We start from the raw sequence: 20,437 nt of genomic DNA, 5'->3' as shown, positions 1-20,437 counted from the left end.
ACGGGTCCAGCATCTCCATGACGGCTTCAACCTGTACCCGGGCGTTGCGCGCGAGCGACGATACCGCCCGCGACGCCAACGCCCAGCACGTATAGCCACCCTTCGTGAAAATCGAACAGGTGGGAATTGAGCAGCGAACTGATGAAGTTCTGAACCACGATCACCAGGCCGATCCACGATGCAAAAAGGGATTCCCGAAACAGCTGCAGATGGAAGTACCACATCGCATAGAGCACGAGGCAACCGAGCACGCCCCACTGGATTGCGACGTAAAGTGTCTGGTTATGAGGGTTGCGGATGATGTTGCCCCATTCGCCGCTCTTGCCTTCAGCTTCACGGCTGAAAAGCTGCTGGGTTGATCCGGTGCCGTGCCCGAAAACCGGCGCCTCGGAAATCGACCTGATGGAAACGCGCCAATACGCCAGTCGCAGGCCATTCGACGTCGCGGCACTGGTGTCGCGATCCACCTTGTAGTCCTGCACCGTGCGCCCGATCCGGTCACGCAAATAGGGTGATGAGAGTAGAACTCCGAACTCGACAACTGCCGCAAGCATCAGAAAATAAATCGCATGTCTGCGATTCAGATATTTGACAGCAAAGAGGATCAACAGGACAGGGAAGTAGGCGAATGCCGTTCGCGATGTCGCGACAAACCGCATGTCGAGGTAGAAGCCCAACATGACAGCTGCGAAAGCCAAGGTCCACGCGCGATGACCGTTCGCCGCGAACCACAAGATCAGCGGCGCCATGACAAACAGGCACAGCGCGAATTCGTGGCTTTGATCGATGTAGTTTCTGACGGGGACTCCAGCCAGCGCCCCCGGCGAGGAGGCTTTCCAGTCGGCGAAATATGTCACCCATGACAATCCCATCAGCAAGACACAGGAAGCCAGGAACGCGAACAGCACCCAATGCCCGCGCTGGGAGCGTTCGTAGTGGTAGAGGAGAAGCGGCACCGCCAGCAGCTTTGTTACGGGCACGACGCCTTGAATTCCTGTCGCCCAGCTGTCCTCAGTCCAGAACAGGCCCGCAAACGCCAGTGCGAGGAAGGCCAGCGGCAGCAAGCTGGCTGGTGCACGCAACGACTCGAAAAATGCCGGCCAATGGATCGTGGGAAGAACCACGAGCATCCACAGCACCATGAAAATGGAAACCGCCGTTGTGGACCATGGAAGCGAAGCGCCGGCCAGTGCCGGGTAAAGATCGACGCTGAGAAGCCAGAGCCGGGATTGCGGCCACGCGCCGATGAGTTCAGAAAATCCCGGCCGTACGACGGGAGCGGTCAGCTCTGACATCGCACACCTGCCACTCGATCATGATCTGCAAGGAAGAAACGGCGATGCTGGCGGACGCGGTCCCAGCGCGATCGGCTCGGCTTTCGAAAGGTCATCTGAAATACCCGTATACATACGCATACTCAACAAATACTACCTCCCCGCGCGACATCGCCTTGCGGCACGCCCCGCCCTCGAAAGGCTCCTAATATCGCTGCGCGCAAACGGCGGTTTGTTGAATAATTTCAGGCTGATTTGGGTCATCCAGCCTCCTGAGCAAAAATATTCCGCTTTCCATCCGACCCAAATCAGCGCGGCATAAGCCGTCAAACCATTGCGCAGGGGATGCCGAAGTGCTCCGGCTGTACCTGTATGCTCGTGTGCGCAACTCTTTACACCATTGCACACGAGACCGCGGGTGCAGCAAGCACCCGGCATTCCCTGCTCCCTCTCGTTGGAGGGAAGGTTCATGCAAGCCTCGGGCGCAATGCGTCGCGGGAATGCGAAACTGTATCAACGTCATTGCCTGCGACAAACGCGAAGCGTTTGCGCAAGGGAGCGAAACGACGAAGCAATCCACGTCTCCGCAAGCGGCGCAATGGATTGCTTCGCGGAGCCTGTCATCGGGCGCGCATTCGCGCGACCCGTTGGCTCGCAATGACGTGGATAGGCCGCGGCGTGCTGGATACACTGCCTTCGCGGAGTATGACGACCCTCATGGTGAGGAGCACGCCTTCGCGCGTCTCGAACCATAAGGTCCCGATGCGGCCATCAGCGCCTGAAACTCTTGATCTCCGAGACGCTGCCGTCGCGATAAGTCAGCTCCACCGAAACCGATTTGGTCTGCGGCGCGAGCTTCAGGTACGGCGTCGCTTCGTGCGGAATGACGCTGGGATCCCGGGGATCGCATGGCGGCATTTTCAGGACCTTGTCGGGCACCGTAGAGTCGATGCCGACGCGCACTTCGCGGATCGCGCAGCGATACGACATCAGATGCGTGTAGTAGACCAAGAGGCCGTTGAATTCGCGGAACGACAGCCAGCTCGTCGCGGTCATGTCGAGGATCTTGCGCTGGTCGCGGATCAGGGCGGCCTCGGGGTCGAAGCGGATCGGGAACGGGCCCTGCAACTCGCCATTGGTGTCGACATAGCGCACCTGGATGATGGCCGCCGGCGCATCGGCCGGCAATTCGACCGACGGATTGGGCATCCGCTTGCGGGTCCGCGGGTCGAGCGTATCCATGAAGCCGGTTTCGCGGAAATTGCCGCTGTCCCCCAGCCGCCAGGAAATGCCGAGCGTCGGGTCGGCGATCGAGAACACCACGGTCCAGCCGCCATTGTGGCGCGAGAACATCGCGATCGGCGCGTTGACGGAATCGTTCTGCGGCTTGAGTTGCTGCACCGGCGGCAACGCTGCCAGCTTTGGCAGCTGTTCGGCAGGCTTCGCGGCCGCTTCCGGCTGCGCCTTGCTCGCCAGACCGTTCAGGAACACGTCGTCGACCATCTGGTCGAAATAGACCGGGATCTGCTTGTGGCGAACCGTCTCCGCCAGTTCGCTGACCGCCCGCCGCGTCCGCTGCGCGACCTGAACGAGGTTCGCGCCGGGCTGCGTCAACTCCTTGGCGAAGGTGCGGGTGAACACCGAATTGGGATTGGCATCGTCATTGGAGAGCCGGTCGAGCGCGGTCTGCCGCGGCCCGGCCGAGAAGATCGAGAACACGCCTTCCGGCAATTGCGTCATCGGCGCAAGGCCGCCCCGGCCGGCAATCGCGCGCGTGCCGGCACGCTCGAACGGATTGTTGCGGCAAGCGTCGAACACCAGGATGGCGGTGCGCACGTTGCGGTTCTGCAGCCGCTCGATGATGCGGTCGGCGAGGACCGAGGCGTCGCGTACCAGCTCTTCCTGGCCTTCGGTCGCCGCCGGCACGTCGGTCGGCAGCAGGAAATTCTGGCCGGCGATTTCGAAGCCGTGGCCGGCAAAAAAGAAGAACGCGGTGTCGCCGGCATCGACCGCCTTGTCGAACGCGAGCAGGGTCTGGCTGAACGCCTGCCGGTTCTGGTTTTCCGCCACCATCACCGTGAAGCCGAGCTGCTTCAGCGTATCGCCCATGGTGCGGGCGTCGTTGACCGCCTTCTGCAGCTTGGGCACGTTCCGGTAGTCGTTGTTGCCGACCACGAGCGCGACGCGCTTTTCCGCATGCGCGGGCGCGGCAAACGCCGCGATGCAACCTGCAAGGCTCGTCACCGCGAGCAATCTGGAAAGCCAAGCCTTCATCGAATTCCCCCAGCGCACGAATGGTCCTGGTTTGAGCCGTGCGAAGCCACTTCATGCCATAGTCGGCATCCCAATGCCCACGGTTCAACGGCCACCGCTGTTAGGAATACAGCGGCCCGATTTGACGCCCAAATGACGGTTTTGGCCGTTATTTGTGCGAGAACATTAAGCTTTTTCGGCGATATGGCCGTTCCCAGATTGACTTTGGCCATTTCGCCCCTATGTTCCGGCTCAACGCGGCCTTGGATCGAAACGCGATTCCCTAGGTTAGCCGCTCGTCTGCGTAAGTCAGAGCCCCCAGCTTTTCAAAAGCGCGCCGTTTCGGGGCAAAACGCGACAGCCTTTTTACCCTCGATTCCGAACGGCGGTGTCGACTAGAGGCTCAATGTCTTTTTCCCATCTCGGCCTTTCCGATAAGGTCCTCGCCGCGGTTGCGGCCACCGGCTACACCACCCCTACCCCCATCCAGGAACAGGCAATTCCGCACGTTCTGGCACGCCGCGATGTTCTCGGCATCGCCCAGACTGGCACCGGCAAGACCGCCGCCTTCGTCCTGCCCATGCTCACCTTGCTGGAAAAGGGCCGCGCCCGGGCACGAATGCCGCGCACCCTGATCCTCGAACCGACCCGCGAACTCGCCGCCCAGGTCAAAGAGAATTTCGACAAATACGGCGTCGGCCAGAAACTCAACGTTGCGCTCCTGATCGGCGGCGTCTCGTTCGGCGACCAGGATTCCAAACTGACCCGCGGCGTCGACGTCCTGATCGCGACCCCCGGCCGCCTGCTCGACCACACCGAACGCGGCGGTCTGCTGCTCACCGGTGTCGAACTCTTGGTCATCGACGAAGCCGACCGCATGCTGGACATGGGCTTCATCCCCGACATCGAACGCGTCTGCAAGCTGGTGCCGTTCACGCGGCAAACCCTGTTCTTCACCGCAACGATGCCGCCGGAAATCAGCCGCATCAGCCAAGACTTCCTGCACAATCCCGAGCGGATCGAAGTCTCGAAACCCGCCACCACCGCGACAGGCGTATCGCAGTTCCAGGTTCGCGGCGGTCGCGAGGTGCACGAGAAGCGCGAGATTCTGCGCCGCCTGCTGCGCGACGCCAAGGATCTTCAGAACGCGATCATCTTCTGCAACCGCAAGCGCGAAGTCGCCGTCGTTTACAAATCGCTGCAGAAGCACGGCTTCAGCGTCGGCGCCCTGCATGGCGACATGGACCAGTCGGCGCGCACCGCAGCGCTCGATCAGTTCCGCAAGGGTGAGATACCGTTGCTGGTGGCCTCCGACGTCGCGGCCCGCGGCCTCGATATTCCCGCCGTCAGCCACGTCTTCAATTTCGACGTGCCGCATCATGCCGACGATTACGTGCATCGCATCGGCCGTACCGGACGCGCCGGTCGCGCCGGCACCGCGATCTCGATCGTCAGCCCGCTCGACAGCAAATCGATTGCTGCGATCGAACGGCTGATCGGCCAGACCATTCCTGCCGCCGAAGGCGATTATGCCGTGCAGTCGGTCGCCTCCGACGAGACCGACCAGCCCCGCCGCTCACGCGAGGGATCTCGGGAAGGTTCACGCGGCGGCCGCAAGCCGCGACGTGAACGCGAGCCGCGTGCTGCCAAGGGTAGCGATGGCAGCGAACGCGAGCCGCGTCCCGCCAGGGATTCCGACAAGAGCGGCGAGCGCGAACCGCGGCATGCCAGGGGCGCAGGCCGCAGTGCCGGCCCGCAGCCGCAGGCAGCGGCCGCTTCCTTCACGCCGCCCGCCCCTGCGCAGCCTTCGCGCGTGCCCTCGATCGGTCGTCCGGAACCGCGGCGCGCCCAGCGCGATGTTGAATCGGAGCCCGCCGATCACTCGCATCTTCCGGCGTTCCTGCTGCGGCCGGTTCGCGCCCGCGTCTGAACGAACTCGGCACGACCCAACGGCCGGAACCGTTTACCGGCCGTTCATTCTCCTCCATTAACCTGCCGCCGATAATTTAATCATTGCGGCACGGCAACGAGCGCGGCTCGATATTGGGGACGGATCAGTGGTCAAGCTGCTGGACGAACACGAACGCACTTTGGCGTTTGCCGAAGTCGCGTTGGGCCAGATCAAATCCCTCCGGCAAACCGCCGTCCCCCGCAATTACGAAATCTGGTACGTCTACGCGACCGGATACAATGCCCCCCTCAACAAGATCATCAACGAGACGCTGGCGCGCAATGGCCGACTGAGCGAGTCCGATCTCGAACAGATCTACGAAACCTATCTCTCCCACATCAAGACCTCCGACCGCATCGACAAGGTCGGCGCGCGCGTGATCGGCGAAATCGACGACGTGATGAACCTGATCACCGAGGCGCTCGGGATGTCCGAGAGCTACGACGCCAAGCTGAACGGCGCGAACGATCAACTCAGGACTGCAAAGACCCGCGAACAGATCAAGGCGGTCGTCGACGGCCTCGTGAAATCGACCCGCGAGATGCGCGAGACCAACAAGGCGCTGGAAAGCCGGCTAGCGCTGTCGAAAACCGAGATCAGCAATCTTCAGCACAGCCTCGAGGCGATCCGCGCCGAGAGCCTGACCGATCCGCTGACCGGACTGGGCAACCGCAAATATTTCGACCGCTCGATCGAGATGGCGGTGCGGGCGGCGCTGGCGAGCGGCGAGCCGCTGTCGATGATGATGTTCGACATCGACCACTTCAAATCGTTCAACGATTCCTACGGCCATCTCACCGGCGATCAGGTGCTGCGGCTGGTTGCGATGTCGCTGAAACAGACCATCAAGGGCCAGGACATCACCGCCCGCTATGGCGGCGAGGAATTTGCGGTGGTGCTGCCCAACACGGCGCTGCGCCAGGCGCTGACGGTCGCCGACCACATTCGCCGCGCCGTGATGGCGAAGGAATTGAAGAAGAAATCCACTGGCGAAATCCTAGGCCGCGTCACCATCTCCGTCGGCGTCTCCATGCTGAAACCGGACGATGATACGGATTCGCTGATCGAGCGCGCCGACGCCTGCCTCTACGCCGCCAAGCGTAACGGCCGCAACCGCGTGATCTGCGAAGTCGACCCCGAATACGCCGCCGAGACTCGCGGCCAGGTCGCCTGAGCGCCAACTACCGGCGCGTCGCCTTCTTCGCCTTCGCTGCCGGCCGCTTCGCCGCCAGCTTACGGCCAACAGCCGGCTTGCTCGCAGCCTTGCTCGAAACCTTCGGCTTCGCCACCTTGCGCGCCTTCGGCCGCTTGCGTAACGCCGCGCGTTGCGCAGCGGCCAGCGCCGCCCTCGCCCAATCGGCCAATTCCTCGGAATCGTCGAACAGGCGCGCCGGCAACTGCCAGTATGAGTTCACAGTGACGGTCTTGGCGCGCGTTTGATACTGAAACGGCTGCGACCCCTCCGCCTCGAATTGCGGAATGGTCTGGTCATCGGCGCGGAAATAGACACCGGCGCGAAGCGCGAGCGCGAAGTTGGTGCCGTCGACGGAGATGCCGAATCCGGAGAACATCTTGCGGATGGTGACGGGGCCGAAATCGGCAAACAGGTCGATCAGGAAATCGCGGTCCATCGCTCACCGCCCCGGCGATGCGGTCGTTAGACCTTCGCGGCCGTCAGTTGCACCGACTCGCCGCAACCGCAGGCGGAGACCTGGTTCGGATTGTTGAAGATGAACTGGGCCTGCATCTTGTCGGCCTTGTAGTCCATCTCGGTGCCGAGCAGGAACAACACCGCCTTGGGATCGACCAGGATCTTCACGCCGCGGTCCTCGACCACCTCGTCAGTCGGGCGGACCTCATGGGCATATTCCACCGTGTAGGACTGGCCGGCGCAGCCGCCGTTCTTGATCCCGACGCGAAGCCCGACGATCTCGGAATCGGCGCGCTTGGTCAGTTCCGTAATCCGCTGCGCGGCTGCCTCGGTCAGTTTCATGACCTGCGGGCGCGGCCGCGGCTTCGGCTTGGAAGACTGGACGGTGGTATCCATTGCAGTCGATCTCCCGCGTCGCATCATGGCGACGAACTATCTTGCCATTAAAATAACAACGAAATTCCCGCTGTGAAGGTCTCTCGTCATGAACTCGATCAGAACCCGTCGAAACCAGCTGCAAGCCTCCTAGTAAATCGCCCAAATTCCCGGTGTCGCCAATTCCAGCAGGTGATTGTCCGGATCGCGAAAATAGATGCTTTTTCCGCCGCGCGGCCAGTCCGTCCTGCCTTCGATTGCGACATTGTGCTCACCAAGCGACTTTTCCCATACTGGCAGCTCAGTCGCCGCAATGGCAAAGGCCATGTGAATAGGGCCACTGCCGTCATGCGGCGGAATGGTCCCGCCGGGTAGTTGGATCGGCTCGGGCGTCGAACCGCGGAGAAAGAGCAGCAACACGCTGCGGCCGCCAACATCATAGGCAAGAAATCGCGAGTCGGCCGTCAGCGGCACAAGCCCGAGCACCTTCTCATAAAATGCGCGAGCGCGATCGAGGTCATCAACGTAAAGCGCGGTCTCGATGACACCGGATAATTTAGGCAACGGATCCCTTCACCACATATTGAGGACGAGGCGTGCCTCGTCGGACATACGATCCGGCGTCCAGGCCGGATCCCAGACCAGGTTCACATTGACGACGCCGACGCCGGGAACGCTGGCGATCGCGTTCTCCACCATGGTCGGCAATTCGCCGGCCGCCGGACAGTTCGGCGTGGTCAGCGTCATCATCACGTCGACACCACGGTCGTCCTTGAGGTCGACCTTGTAGATCAGCCCGAGCTCATAGATGTCGGCCGGGATTTCCGGATCGAATACCGTCTTCAGCGCGGCGACGATTTCACTTCCCAGCCGCTCGGTCTCCTCGGGCGGCAGCGCCGAGATGGTTTCCATATTGGCTGATTTGACTTCGGCTGCGTCACTCATGAGAACAATTCCCGCGCCTTGATCAGCGCCTGTGCCAGATGGTCGACTTCTTCCCGGGTATTATACATCCCAAACGATGCCCGGCAGGTGGCTGTGACGTTGAACCGCTCTAAAAGCGGCATCACGCAATGGGTGCCGGCGCGCACCGCAATGCCCTGCCGGTCGATCACGGTCGCGACGTCATGGGCATGAGCCCCCTTCATCTCGAAGGAAATCACCGGTCCCTTGCCGCGCGCGGTGCCGATCAGGCGCAGCGAATTGATTTCGCGCAGGCGATCCTGGGCATAGTTCAAGAGATCGTGCTCGTGGGCGGCGATGCGCTCCTTGCCGATCGAATTAACGTAGTCGATCGCAGCGCCCAGCCCGATCGCCTCGACGATTGGCGGCGTCCCGGCCTCGAACTTGTGCGGTGGGTCGCCATAGGTGACCCAATCCCTTGCCACCTCGCGGATCATCTCGCCGCCGCCGTTATAGGGCCGCATCGCCACCAGGTGCTCATGCTTGGCATAGAGCGCGCCAATCCCGGTCGGACCATAGATCTTGTGGCCGGTGAAGGCATAGAAATCGCAATCGAGATCCTGCACGTCGATCGGCAAATGCACCGCGCCTTGCGCACCGTCGACCAGCACCGGAATGCCGCGGTCATGGGCGAGCTTCACGACCTCCTTGACCGGGACGAAGGTGCCGAGCGCGTTCGACATCTGGGTGATGGCGACGAGCTTGGTGCGCGGCGTCAGCAGCTTCTCAAATTCCTCGATCAGGAAATTGCCGTCGTCGTCGACCGGCGCCCATTTGATCACGGCGCCATGGCGCTCGCGCAGGAAATGCCAGGGCACGATGTTGGAGTGGTGCTCCATGATCGAGAGCACGATCTCGTCGCCCGGTTTGATGTTGGGCTCGCCCCAGGACGATGCCACGAGGTTGATGGCCTCGGTGACATTGCGGGTGAAGATGATTTCTTCACTACGCGCCGCATTGATGAATTTTGCTACCTTGCCGCGCGCGCCCTCGTAAGCCTCGGTCGCGGCATTGGCGAGGTAATGCAGGCCGCGATGCACGTTGGCGTATTCGCTCTTGTAAGCTTCCGTCATGCGATCGAGCACAGCGGTCGGCTTCTGCGCGGAGGCGGCGTTATCGAGATAGACCAGCGGCTTGCCATAGACCTTCATCGCCAGCGCGGGGAAATCCTCCCGCACGCGGGCGACGTCATATGCACCGTTGGAAACCGCCGGATGCATTGTCATCCCCTTGCCTCCAGCCAGCGCTGCGCGGCTGCAATTGCGAGTTCGCGCAGATCGTCGTTGACGATCGATTCAATGGCTTCGCCCACGAACGCCTGGATCAGCAGCGCCTGGGCTTCCTTCTCCGAAAGGCCGCGGGCGCGCAGGTAGAACAGCAGGCTCTCGTCGAGCGCGCCGGTGGTGGCGCCATGGCCGCAGGTGACGTCGTCGGCGAAGATTTCGAGCTCCGGCTTGTTGTCGGCCTCGGCCTCGTCGGACAGCAACAGCGCCCGCGTCATCATCTTGGCGTCGGTCTTCTGCGCATCCGGGCGCACGATGATGCGGCCCTGGAACACCGAATGGCCGCGGTCGTCGGCGACGGCGCGGAACACTTCGCGGCTGGCGCAATGCGGCACCGCGTGGTCCATGAACAGCGTGGTGTCGGCGTGCTGGCGGCCATTGAGCAGATTTACGCCGTTGGTCTCGACCCGGGAGCCCTCCCCTGCGAACGCAATCGCCGCCTGATAGCGGCTGACGGCAGCGCCGGAGGTCATGCCGAAGGTGTTGAAGTGCGCATGCGCGCCCAGCGCAATCACGGCGGAGGAAATATTGACGGCCTCGCGGCCATCCTCGATCAGGCGAATCTGGTCGAGCCGCGAATTGTCGCCGATCGTAACGATCAGCGAGTCGTGGACCTGATAGGCCGTCGCGCCATCGGCCGCGATGTAGCTCTCGACCAGCGTCGCGCCGGCGTCCTTGCCAAGGCGCAACAGCGAGCGGGTGAACATCGCCGCGGGCGTGGCGCCGCTCGCAACATGGATAACTTGCAGCGGCTCCTTCAGCACGAGGCCATTGGCGATCTCGATCACCACGCCATCTGTCATCATCGCGCTGTTGAGCGCCACCATCGGATTGGCGATATCTGGCGTGAATAGCTGCGCCTGCAGTGCAGCGTCGCCGGCCTCCAGCACGTCGCGCAGGGTGCGGACGGCGAGCCCCTTTTCGAGCCCGGCCAGTTCGGAGAGTTTTGGCGCGAACACGCCGTCCACCAGCACCAGCCGGCGCACGCCCTTGATCGCTTGCAGCTTCGCGGCCGTTGCGGCCCGTGCCAGGGCTGCGGCATCCGGCACGGGCGCCAGCGGCAGCACTTCGCGCATCAGCGCGCGCAGATCGGTGTATTTCCAATCCTCGATCCGCCGGTGCGGAAGGCCCACACGGTCATAGGCCTCGAAGGCGGCGCTTCGCGCCTCGGCCACGCTGCCTGTACCCGGCAGCCGGTCGCGCGCGATGGCGAAGCTGTCGCTCAGCGCGCGTCCGGTCTCGTTCTTTGCCAAAACTAGGTTCATCACAAATCCGCTTTGCGTCAGGCTGCGTCTTCGAACTGGGTGTAGCCGGAAGCCTCGAGCTCCAGCGCCAGATCCTTGCCGCCGCTTTTGACGACCCGGCCCTTCGACATCACGTGCACGAAGTCAGGCACGATATAGTTGAGCAGCCGCTGGTAATGCGTAATGACGACCATCGCGCGATCCGGCGAACGCAGCGCGTTGACGCCGTCGGCCGCCACACGAAGCGCGTCGATATCGAGGCCGGAATCCATTTCGTCGAGGATGCAGACGGCAGGCTCGAACAGCGCCATCTGCAAAATCTCGTTGCGCTTCTTCTCGCCGCCGGAGAAACCGACGTTGACACCGCGGCGAAGCATGTCCTGCGGAATGTTCAGCGACTTTGCTACCTCGCGCACCTTCTTCAGGAAGTCCGGCGTTGAATATTCGCTCTCGCCGCGCGCCTTACGCTGGGCATTCAGCGCGGTGCGCAGGAACGTCATGGTCGCAACACCGGGAATTTCGACCGGATACTGGAACGCCAGGAACACGCCCTTGGCGGCGCGCTCGTCCGGCGACATTTCCAGCAGGTCTTCGCCCCTGAACAGGATTTCGCCGCCGGTGACTTCATAGCCCGGCTTGCCGGCGATCACATGCGACAGCGTCGATTTGCCGGAGCCGTTCGGCCCCATGATCGCGTGCACCTCGCCCGGATTCACCGTGAGCGACAACCCATGGAGGATTTCGTTATCCTCGACACGGACCTTCAGATCTTTGACTTCAAGCAATGACATCTTGTCTTTCCATTTTTTTACCCTCGTCCTGAGGAACGCCGATAGGCGCGTCTCGAAGGACGTGGCCCACAATCTTTCCTCCCATCCTTCGAGACGGCCGCTGCGCGGCCTCCTCAGGATGAGGCCCTACCCAACCGAACCTTCGAGCGAGATCGAGATCAGCTTCTGCGCCTCAACCGCGAATTCCATCGGCAGTTGCTGCAGCACGTCCTTCACAAAGCCGTTGACGACGAGGCCAACCGCTTCTTCCTGGCTGAGGCCGCGCTGGATGCAATAGAACAGCACGTCCTCGGAGATCTTCGACGTCGTCGCTTCGTGCTCGAAGGTCGCCGACGAGTTCTTCGCCTCGACATAGGGCACGGTGTGGGCGCCGCATTTGTCGCCGATCAGGAGCGAGTCGCAGGCGGTGAAGTTGCGCGCGCCGGTGGCTTTCCGATGCGCGGTGACGAGGCCGCGATAGGTGTTCTGCGAGACGCCGGCGGCGATACCCTTGGAGATGATCCTGGAGGTCGTGTTCTTGCCGAGATGGATCATCTTGGTGCCGCTATCGACCTGCTGGTGACCGTTCGAGATCGCGATCGAGTAGAACTCGCCGCGTGAATTGTCGCCGCGCAGGATGCAGCTCGGATATTTCCAGGTGATCGCCGAACCGGTTTCGACCTGGGTCCAGGAGATTTTTGAATTGTTGCCGCGGCAGTCGCCACGCTTGGTGACGAAATTGTAGATGCCGCCTTTTCCTTCGGAATTGCCGGGATACCAGTTCTGCACCGTCGAATATTTGATCTCGGCGTCGTCGAGCGTGACGAGTTCGACGACTGCGGCATGCAGCTGGTTCTCGTCGCGCTGCGGTGCGGTGCAGCCTTCGAGGTAGCTGACGTAAGCGCCCTTGTCGGCGATGATCAGCGTGCGCTCGAACTGGCCGGTGTTGCGCTCGTTGATGCGGAAATAGGTCGAAAGCTCCATCGGGCAGCGTACGCCCGGCGGCACGTAGACGAACGAGCCGTCAGAAAACACCGCCGAGTTCAGCGTCGCGAAGTAATTGTCCGAGGTCGGCACGACCGAACCGAGATACTTCTGCACCAGTTCGGGATGTTCGCGGATCGCCTCCGAGATCGGCATGAAGATCACGCCGGCCGCCTTCAATTCCTTCTGGAACGTGGTGGCGACGGAAACCGAGTCGAAGACGGCGTCGACCGCGATCCTGCGCTCGCCTTCCGGCTTGACGACGCCTTCGAGCACCTCGACCTCGCGCAGGGGGATGCCGAGCTTCTCGTAGGTCTTGAGGATTTCCGGATCGATCTCGTCCAGCGAGCCGATCTGCTTCTTCGGCTTCGGCGCCGAGTAGTAATAGAGGTCCTGGTAGTCGATCCTGGGATAATTGACGCGGGCCCAGGTCGGCTCGGTCATGGTCAGCCAGCGGCGATACGCCTCCAGACGCCATTCCAGCATCCAGGTCGGCTCGTTCTTTTTCGCTGAAATGAAGCGGACGGTGTCTTCCGACAGCCCCCTGGGGGCCTTGTCGGATTCGATCAGCGTCTCAAACCCATATCGATACTGGTCGACGTCGATGCGCTTCACGCGCTCGACCGTCTCTTGTACGGCTGGCATTCCATCCTCCGCTCGCGGTTTCAAGGACCGCGGTGGAACAATTCCAAATCAGTGACGAACCATTTCAGCGAAACCCACTTAGAACGTTTCAAGCTGTGTTTCGTCGCCCTCTAAGTAAGGCATCGGCGAGCTTTCGCCAAGCCTGAAGCGCCAAATCAATGTCTGCCTCAGAGGTAGACCAGCCCAGACTGAGCCGCACCGCTCCCTGGGCCAGTTCCTTGCCATAGCCCATGGCCTCGAGGACGTGGGATGGCTGGACCTTGCCGGACGAGCAGGCGGAACCCGAGGATACCGCAATACCGCCGAGGTCGAAGCCAATCACGGCCGTTTCGGCCCTCAGCCCGGGAACGGTAAACAGGGTGGTATTGGGCAGCCGCGGGACGTCCTCGGAGAATACAATCACCCCCGGAGTTTGCTTCAGGCCGGCTTCAAGGCGGTCCCTCAAGCCCCGTAGCCGGGCTGTATCGCCGTCTAAAGCCCCCATGGCGGCCCGCACGGCAGCGCCAAAGGCCGCAATACCCGCGACATTCTCGGTGCCGGCCCGGCGCCCGAGCTCCTGACCACCGCCACGCAGCAGCGGCTCCAGCCCCAGCATCTCCGCGGCCAGAACCAGCGCACCGACGCCCTTCGGGCCGCCGATCTTGTGCGCAGAAAGCGTGACCAGATCGGCTTTCATCGATTTGATATCAAACGGTATTTTCCCGAGCGCCTGGATTGCATCGACATGCAGCAGCCCGCCTGCTTCATGTACGATGTCAGCGACTTCGCCGACCGGTTGAAGCGCGCCGGTCTCGTTATTGGCCAGCATGACCGAGACAAGCGCCGGCGGCCCGACGGCAACAAGCCTCCGCAAATGGTCGGTGTCGATCAGGCCGGATCCGGTGACCCGGATGGTCCCGATCGCGTCCGGCGAAAAACGCCCTCCCGATAACACCGAGGTATGTTCGATGGCCGAGACCAGCAGCCGACGGACCGGTTCGCCCGCGCCCCGGCGTAGCCCCGGCGTCAGCGCTAGCGCATTCGCTTCCGTACCGCCCGACGTAAACACCACGTCCTGCGGCCGCGCGCCGACAGCCGCCGAGATGGCGGCACGGGCGTCCTCGATCAGCCTGCGCGCCTGACGGCCTTCGGCATGGACCGAGGATGGATTGCCGGCCACCTCCCAAGCAGCCGCCATCGCCTGCCTGGCCTCTGGGTGAAGCGGCGTCGTCGCATTCCAGTCGAGATAGACCCGGTCGGGCATGTCCGTACAATATTACCTATATCGGCCAGCAGCTCCCGCAAGGCTCGGCCTCGCCGCCGGCGCGAGCTGCCTTATGGCAATTGGGGATCGCGGCGTCTCTTGCAATCGCAGCCTAACGCCTTGAGCTGCCTTCGAGATGTTCAAGATGCTTGCTTTTTGCCCCTCGCCTCATGCTAGAACGCCGCCACCAGTTTCACGGGAGCGCCGGTTGCGCACCACCCAACGACGCCTGATCGCATTTCTTCTCTGCCGGATCACGGCCGTTGCCAAGGATCACTTCCAAGGATCATGAATGCCTGAAGTTATTTTCACCGGCCCCGCGGGCCGCCTCGAAGGCCGTTACCATCCGGCCAAGCAGAAGAACGCGCCGATCGCGATGATCCTGCATCCGCATCCGCAGTTTCACGGCACGATGAACCACCAGATCGTCTACCAGTGCTACTACGCGTTCGCGCATCGCGGCTTCTCGGTGTTGCGATTCAATTTTCGCGGCGTCGGCCGCAGCCAGGGCTCGTTCGATCACGGCACCGGCGAATTGTCGGATGCGGCTTCCGCGCTCGACTGGGCGCAGACCATCAATCCCGAAGCGCGCGCCTGCTGGGTCGCCGGCTTCTCGTTCGGCGCCTGGATCGGCATGCAGCTTTTGATGCGCCGGCCCGAGGTCGAGGGCTTCATCTCGATCGCGCCGCCCGCCAATCTCTATGACTTCTCCTTCCTCGCGCCCTGCCCGTCCTCAGGGCTCATCGTGCATGGCGAGAAGGATGCGGTGGTGCCGCCGAAGGACGTCAACACGCTGGTCGAGAAGCTGAAGACCCAAAAGGGCATCGTGATCGACCAGCAGATCATCCCCGGCGCCAACCATTTCTTCGACGGCAAGCTTGAGCCCCTGATGGAGACGGTGACCGGCTATCTGGATATGCGGCTCGCCAACGTCCGCTGACGTGACCGTGTTGTTTCGTAGCCCGGATGGAGCGCAGCGAAATCCGGGACCGCTGCCAACGCGGTGACGATTCCCGGATTGCGCTGCGCTCCATCCGGGCTACGGCGACATCTGAGTCTCACGCCGCCAGCTTCAGCAGATGCGCGTCATGGCGCACCAGGAACGCGTGCAGCAATTGCGGATAGTCCGGCCCGACTGCCGTACGCACGCTCGGCCGCTTCGCGAGCGCCTCGCGCCACGCGCGGACCTTGGGCGTATCGGCAAAGACCGAGAGATCGGTCAGCTGATCGAACACATCGAAATAGCGGAAAATCGGAGCGAACACTGCGTCCACCAGGCTGAAATCTTTGCCGGCAAAGAACGGGCCCGGTCCCAGCGCTTCCTCGACACGCGCGAACTTCGCGGCAACCGCTTGCCGCTTGCTCTCGAAGATCGCGGGATCGCCTGTCGTCTCCAGCCCCCATAGCTCGCTCAGAATCGTCGAGCCGAATTCCATCCACGCGCGGTGCTTCGCCCGCTCGAGCGCGTCCTGCGGATGCAGTTTCGCGCCTCCTTGCGTCTCCTCGATGTACTCGCAGATGACATTGCTCTCGAACAGTGCGGCTTCGCCGTCCTCTGTTTCGACAAGCAGCACCGGCACTTTGCCGAGCGGCGAAATTTTCCGGAACCAGTCCGGCTTGTTGGCGAGATCAATGTCGACCCGCTCGAACGGAATGCCCTTCTCGCTGAGCGCGATCACGGCACGCTGCACATAGGGACAAAGCTTGTGGCTGATCAGCGTGAGTTTTGGCGCCATGACGGACCTCCAGGCGAGGCCAGCAGGCCTCGCTACATGCATCTGCATCCAAATTAGATGCGTATGCATGTATCCGTCAAGGTCAATGCAATTGCATCAACATATCTTGAACCCAGATCAGGGTCGCGCGATGATGCCACCGGTCATCGGGAATGGTACCCCCGTGGTGGCGGGGTAGCTCAGCGGCAGGCCTTTCAGGCCCCGCGCGGCCAGGAATCCGAAGGCCTGCGCCTCGATGGCGTCGGACGCCCAGCCGAGTGTGTCCGCTGCCCGGACGGTCGCAGGCTGCAGACACTCGCGCAGCATCCGCAGCATGGTCAGGTTGCGGGCGCCGCCACCGGCCACGATCCAGTTCTTGGGCTCCTTTGGCAGCAGCGGCACCACCCTGGCGATCGCGGCAACGGTAAAGGCGGTCAGCGTCGCCGCGCCATCCTCGGGGGGTATATCGCCGAGCTTCAACCTCTCAAAATCGTTGCGATCGAGCGATTTCGGCGGCGGCAGTGAAAAGAACGGCATTTGCAGCGCGCGATTGATCCAGGCCGCATCAACCTTGCCCAGCGCGGCGGTGCGGCCCTCGTTATCGAAACGCTGGTTCAGCCAGCGAAACATGTAGTCGTCGAGCAGCGCGTTGCCCGGGCCGGTGTCGCACGCGATCAGCGTGTCGCCGTCGATATAGGTGATGTTGGCGACGCCGCCGATATTGACCACGACGGTCGGCCCCTCCCACTCCAGCGATTGGGCGAGCGCGCGGTGATAGACCGGCACAAAGGGAGCGCCCTGCCCGCCGGCGTCGACGTCGGCAGCGCGGAAATCGTACATGACCGGAACGTGGATGAGCTTGGCTAGCGCCGGTGCGTCACCAATCTGGACCGTCAACTTTTTCTCGGGCCGGTGCAGCACGGTCTGGCCGTGAAAGCCGACGATGTCGATGTCGTCGAAGCGCATCCGGTGCTGTGCGGTAAAGGCGGCCACCGCCTCGGCATGAGCAGATGTGACGACCCGCTCGGCCTCGCGCAGGCAACCGGGCCGCGCCGCGCGATCCGGCAGGTCGGCGGCCTCGTACAACGCCTGTCGCAGCAGGCCGCGCTCCACGTCGGTATAGGGCCGGTATCCGGACGGTCCCAGGGCGTTCACCCGGCGGCCGTCGGTCTCGATCATAGCGACATCGACCCCGTCGAGCGAGGTGCCGCTCATCAGACCAAGCGCCGTCAACATCATGTTAAATCGTGCCTTTGCAACGCCCTGCTCGATCCGTCCCGCCGACGACGATCAGCTTGTGCCAAACACAGACATCTTATAATGCCACAGCGCCCGGCCCTGCGGCAGCCCGTTCCGCCATGGTTCCGCAAGCAGTTACAATTACAGTGAAAATAGAATGATCAAAGCAGCCCGCCATGACCGCATTTAAATCAGATTTCCTGAACATTTTACAGGAACGCGGCTTCATCCACCAGTGTTCCGATTTCGAGGGCCTCGACGCGCTTGCCGCGAAGGGCCAGGCGACCGCCTATGTCGGCTACGACTGCACGGCGCCATCGCTGCATATCGGCAATTACCTCACCATGATGATGCTGCACTGGCTGCAGCAGAGCGGCAACAAGCCGATCACCCTGATGGGCGGCGGCACCACCATGGTCGGCGACCCCTCCGGCAAGGATGAATCGCGCGCCATCCGCTCGATCGAGGAAATCGAGGCCAACAAGGCCTCAATCCGCGGCGTGTTCGCGAAGGTACTGCGCTACGGTTCGGGCCCGAGCGACGCCATCATGCTCGACAATGCCGAGTGGCTGACGAAGCTGAACTGGATCGAGATGCTGCGCGATATCGGCCGGCATTTCTCCGTCAACCGCATGCTGACGATGGATTCGGTGCGGCTCCGTCTCGAGCGCGAGCAGGAGATGAGCTTCATCGAATTCAACTACATGGTCTGCCAGGCCTACGACTTCGTCGAACTGGCGCGGCGCACCGGCTGCCGGTTGCAGATGGGCGGCTCCGATCAGTGGGGCAACATCGTCAACGGGGTCGATCTCGGCCGCCGCATGGGCACGGCGCAATTGTTCGCGCTGACGACGCCGCTCTTGACGACCGCGTCGGGCGCCAAGATGGGCAAGACCGCGCAGGGCGCGGTGTGGCTCAATGCCGACCAGTTCTCGCCTTACGATTTCTGGCAATACTGGCGCAACGTCGAGGACGCCGACGTCGTCAAGTTTCTAAAGCTGTTCACGATCCTGCCGATGAGCGAAATCGCAAAGCTGGCGGCATTGCAGGGCGGCGAGATCAACGAAGCCAAGAAGGTGCTGGCGACGGAAGCCACCGCGCTGTTGCACGGTCGCGACGCCGCCAACACGGCCGCCGAAACCGCCCGGCAGACTTTTGAGCAAGGCGAGATCGCGGAAAGCCTGCCGACGGTGGAAATTACCTCCGGCGAGCTCGAAGCCGGCGCCGGCGTGCTGGGACTGTTCGTGAAAGCGGGTCTCGTCGCATCGAACGGCGAGGCACGGCGCCAGATCAAGGGCGGCGGCTTGCGCGTCAACGATGCCGCCGTCACCGACGAGAAGATGGTTCTGACGCCGTCCAACCTCACGCCGGAAGGCGTCATCAAACTTTCCATGGGGAAGAAAAAGCACGTCCTGCTCAGGCCGGCTTGAGCCTGCCTGCATAGCCGTATTCATTTTTGAGGCTTGCGGGGGTGGACGGAAACGCGCTCCCTGCGTCCGATGGATAACAAGACGCCAGAGCGAGATGCGTTAGCCAGGCCGCTCAAGCCGGAGCGGGTTGCGCTCAACGTGCTGGCGCTCTGCTTTACGCTGGCGCTTATCGGCCGCGGCCTCGGCGAGAGCTTTACGGTTTTCCTGAAACCGATCTCGGAGAATTTCGGTTGGGACCGCGCCCAAGTGGTCTCGGTCTATTCGCTGACCTGGCTGGCGGGCGGGCTGATGGCGCCGGTGGTCGGCCGGCTGTTCGACCGCTACGGCCCCCGCACCGTCTATTCGGTGGGATTGCTGCTGCTCGGCGGCGCGTTCCTGATAGCCTCGCAGGCGCAGGCGCTGTGGCAATTCCAGTTGAGCGTTGGGCTCGCCGTCGGGATCGGCATCGCCTTCATCGGCAACGTGCCGAATTCGATCCTGCTCGGCCGCTGGTTCGGCCCGCGCCTGCCGACGGCGATGGCAATCGTCTATTCCGCGACCGGCGCCGGCGTGCTGGTGCTATTGCCGGCGTCGCAGCTTCTGATCGATCATTTCGGCTGGCGTGGGGCCTACCAGATCTTCGGCATCGTTGCGCTGTGCCTGTTGTTGCCGTTGCTGCTGCTGCCGTGGCGTCTGTTTTCGACGGGCTCGCCGCACATCGCGGGGAAGGCCGATCCCGATTTCGTCGACGGCGGCTGGACGCTTGCGAGCGCGATGCGCCACCACGCGTTCTGGGCGCTGTTTTCGACGTTCTTCTTCACGGCAGTCGGCATGTACGCGATCTCGGCGCAGATCGTCGCCTATCTGATCGACGCCGGCTTCCCGCCGCTGCAGGCGGCGACCGCCTGGGGCTTTTCCGGAATCGTGCTGCTGTTCGGCATGCTGGGCGTGACGCAACTCGATGCGATGATCGGACGAAGGCCGTCGGTGCTGCTGAGCTACGCGATCTCGATCGTCGGCATCATCCTGCTGTGGTTGCTGCAGTTCTATCCGAACTTCTGGCTGTTGGGCGCCTTCGTCGTGACCTTCGGCAGCATGATCGGTTCGCGCGGCCCGCTGATCACGGCGACCGCGATGAAGATCTTTCGCGGCGAGCGTGTCGGCACCATCTTCGGCACGATCGCCATCGGCAGCGGCCTTGGCTCAGGGCTCGGCGCCTGGGCCGGCGGTCTGATCCACGACTGGACCCACAGTTATGATCCCGTGATCGCGTTTGCGCTGGTCGCGGTGGTGCTGGGAATGATTCCGTTCCTGGTCGTGCCGGCGCTGCGACGTTAGGACGCGCATGCTCGAGATCCAGCGAACAAGCGTACATCAATTCTAAATCAGTGCCGTTGCTTCCGCCCCTTCGATTTCCTAGTCAGCAATCAACTGGTGA

Annotated in this window: 18 protein-coding genes; 5 read left to right on the top strand and 13 right to left on the bottom strand. The window is 62.6% G+C overall.

From position 1 onward, the window contains the following. Nucleotides 1-26 precede the first annotated feature (26 nt). Together V1286_RS14415 and V1286_RS14410 are read right to left on the bottom strand one after the other, a co-directional pair. Entirely contained in the window at nt 27-1,295 is a 1,269-nt protein-coding gene (locus V1286_RS14415) for an O-antigen ligase family protein (protein WP_334480474.1), read from the bottom strand. A gap of 750 nt (nt 1,296-2,045) precedes the next feature. Further along, the gene (locus V1286_RS14410; RefSeq protein ID WP_334480473.1) at nt 2,046-3,548 is read right to left on the bottom strand and encodes a caspase family protein; all 1,503 of its coding nucleotides are present in this window, start codon (nt 3,546-3,548) and stop codon (nt 2,046-2,048) included. Between the two features lie 385 nt (nt 3,549-3,933). On the opposite strand from V1286_RS14410, the gene V1286_RS14405 reads away from it, so the two are divergent. Beyond that, nucleotides 3,934-5,457: a DEAD/DEAH box helicase gene (locus V1286_RS14405; RefSeq protein ID WP_334480472.1), complete on the top strand. Its 1,524-nt coding sequence runs from the start codon at nt 3,934-3,936 to the stop codon at nt 5,455-5,457. Between the two features lie 127 nt (nt 5,458-5,584). Beyond that, a complete protein-coding gene (locus V1286_RS14400) occupies nt 5,585-6,652 on the top strand; it encodes a GGDEF domain-containing protein (RefSeq protein WP_334480471.1) in 1,068 nt (355 codons plus the stop codon). Nucleotides 6,653-6,659: 7 nt separating this feature from the next. Here V1286_RS14400 and V1286_RS14395 read toward each other — a convergent pair whose 3' ends face one another. From V1286_RS14395 to V1286_RS14355, 9 genes are all read right to left on the bottom strand, one after another. Further along, nucleotides 6,660-7,109, bottom strand: coding sequence for a TfoX/Sxy family protein (locus V1286_RS14395; protein WP_334480470.1), 450 nt, complete (start codon nt 7,107-7,109; stop codon nt 6,660-6,662). Nucleotides 7,110-7,135: 26 nt separating this feature from the next. Next, nucleotides 7,136-7,525: a HesB/IscA family protein gene (locus V1286_RS14390; RefSeq protein ID WP_108521123.1), complete on the bottom strand. Its 390-nt coding sequence runs from the start codon at nt 7,523-7,525 to the stop codon at nt 7,136-7,138. Between the two features lie 129 nt (nt 7,526-7,654). Continuing rightward, nucleotides 7,655-8,068, bottom strand: a complete 414-nt coding sequence (locus tag V1286_RS14385) for a VOC family protein (protein ID WP_334480469.1) — start codon at nt 8,066-8,068, stop codon at nt 7,655-7,657. 9 nt (nt 8,069-8,077) lie between these two features. Next, nucleotides 8,078-8,449, bottom strand: coding sequence for an SUF system Fe-S cluster assembly protein (locus tag V1286_RS14380; protein ID WP_334480468.1), 372 nt, complete (start codon nt 8,447-8,449; stop codon nt 8,078-8,080). Next, complete coding sequence (locus V1286_RS14375) at nt 8,446-9,693, bottom strand: cysteine desulfurase (protein ID WP_108521129.1); 1,248 nt, start codon at nt 9,691-9,693, stop codon at nt 8,446-8,448. Before V1286_RS14375 ends, V1286_RS14380 begins: the two co-directional genes overlap by 4 nt. Beyond that, nucleotides 9,690-11,015, bottom strand: a complete 1,326-nt coding sequence (gene sufD, locus V1286_RS14370) for a Fe-S cluster assembly protein SufD (RefSeq protein ID WP_334480467.1) — start codon at nt 11,013-11,015, stop codon at nt 9,690-9,692. Before sufD ends, V1286_RS14375 begins: the two co-directional genes overlap by 4 nt. A 17-nt stretch (nt 11,016-11,032) precedes the next feature. Beyond that, nucleotides 11,033-11,785 (bottom strand): Fe-S cluster assembly ATPase SufC, encoded by a 753-nt coding sequence (sufC, locus tag V1286_RS14365; RefSeq protein ID WP_334480466.1) that lies wholly within the window; start codon nt 11,783-11,785, stop codon nt 11,033-11,035. Nucleotides 11,786-11,911: 126 nt separating this feature from the next. After that, nucleotides 11,912-13,393 carry a Fe-S cluster assembly protein SufB gene (sufB, locus tag V1286_RS14360; protein ID WP_334480465.1) on the bottom strand — a complete coding sequence of 494 codons (1,482 nt, stop codon included), beginning with the start codon at nt 13,391-13,393 and terminating at the stop codon, nt 11,912-11,914. An 88-nt stretch (nt 13,394-13,481) separates the two neighbouring features. After that, nucleotides 13,482-14,636: a cysteine desulfurase family protein gene (locus V1286_RS14355; RefSeq protein WP_334480464.1), complete on the bottom strand. Its 1,155-nt coding sequence runs from the start codon at nt 14,634-14,636 to the stop codon at nt 13,482-13,484. Between the two features lie 292 nt (nt 14,637-14,928). On the opposite strand from V1286_RS14355, the gene V1286_RS14350 reads away from it, so the two are divergent. Beyond that, complete coding sequence (locus V1286_RS14350; RefSeq protein ID WP_025589847.1) at nt 14,929-15,576, top strand: alpha/beta hydrolase; 648 nt, start codon at nt 14,929-14,931, stop codon at nt 15,574-15,576. Between the two features lie 118 nt (nt 15,577-15,694). On the opposite strand, the gene V1286_RS14345 is transcribed toward V1286_RS14350, so the two are convergent. After that, on the bottom strand, nt 15,695-16,372 hold the full coding sequence (locus V1286_RS14345; RefSeq protein WP_334480463.1) for a glutathione S-transferase family protein: 678 nt from the start codon (nt 16,370-16,372) through the stop codon (nt 15,695-15,697). A 117-nt stretch (nt 16,373-16,489) separates the two neighbouring features. Then, nucleotides 16,490-17,590 (bottom strand): anhydro-N-acetylmuramic acid kinase, encoded by a 1,101-nt coding sequence (locus tag V1286_RS14340; RefSeq protein WP_334480462.1) that lies wholly within the window; start codon nt 17,588-17,590, stop codon nt 16,490-16,492. A gap of 176 nt (nt 17,591-17,766) precedes the next feature. Here V1286_RS14340 and tyrS point away from each other — a divergent pair, with 176 nt between their 5' ends. Together tyrS and V1286_RS14330 are read left to right on the top strand one after the other, a co-directional pair. Further along, the gene (gene tyrS, locus V1286_RS14335; protein WP_334480461.1) at nt 17,767-19,020 is read left to right on the top strand and encodes a tyrosine--tRNA ligase; all 1,254 of its coding nucleotides are present in this window, start codon (nt 17,767-17,769) and stop codon (nt 19,018-19,020) included. Between the two features lie 69 nt (nt 19,021-19,089). Continuing rightward, a complete protein-coding gene (locus V1286_RS14330; protein WP_334480460.1) occupies nt 19,090-20,337 on the top strand; it encodes an MFS transporter in 1,248 nt (415 codons plus the stop codon). Nucleotides 20,338-20,437: the final 100 nt, after the last annotated feature.

Origin of the sequence: Bradyrhizobium algeriense, assembly GCF_036924595.1 — a bacterium.
In the GTDB taxonomy this organism is placed as follows: domain Bacteria; phylum Pseudomonadota; class Alphaproteobacteria; order Rhizobiales; family Xanthobacteraceae; genus Bradyrhizobium; species Bradyrhizobium algeriense.
Note: the sequence above shows the minus strand (reverse complement) of the source record. Positions and strands in the feature narration are given on the sequence as shown.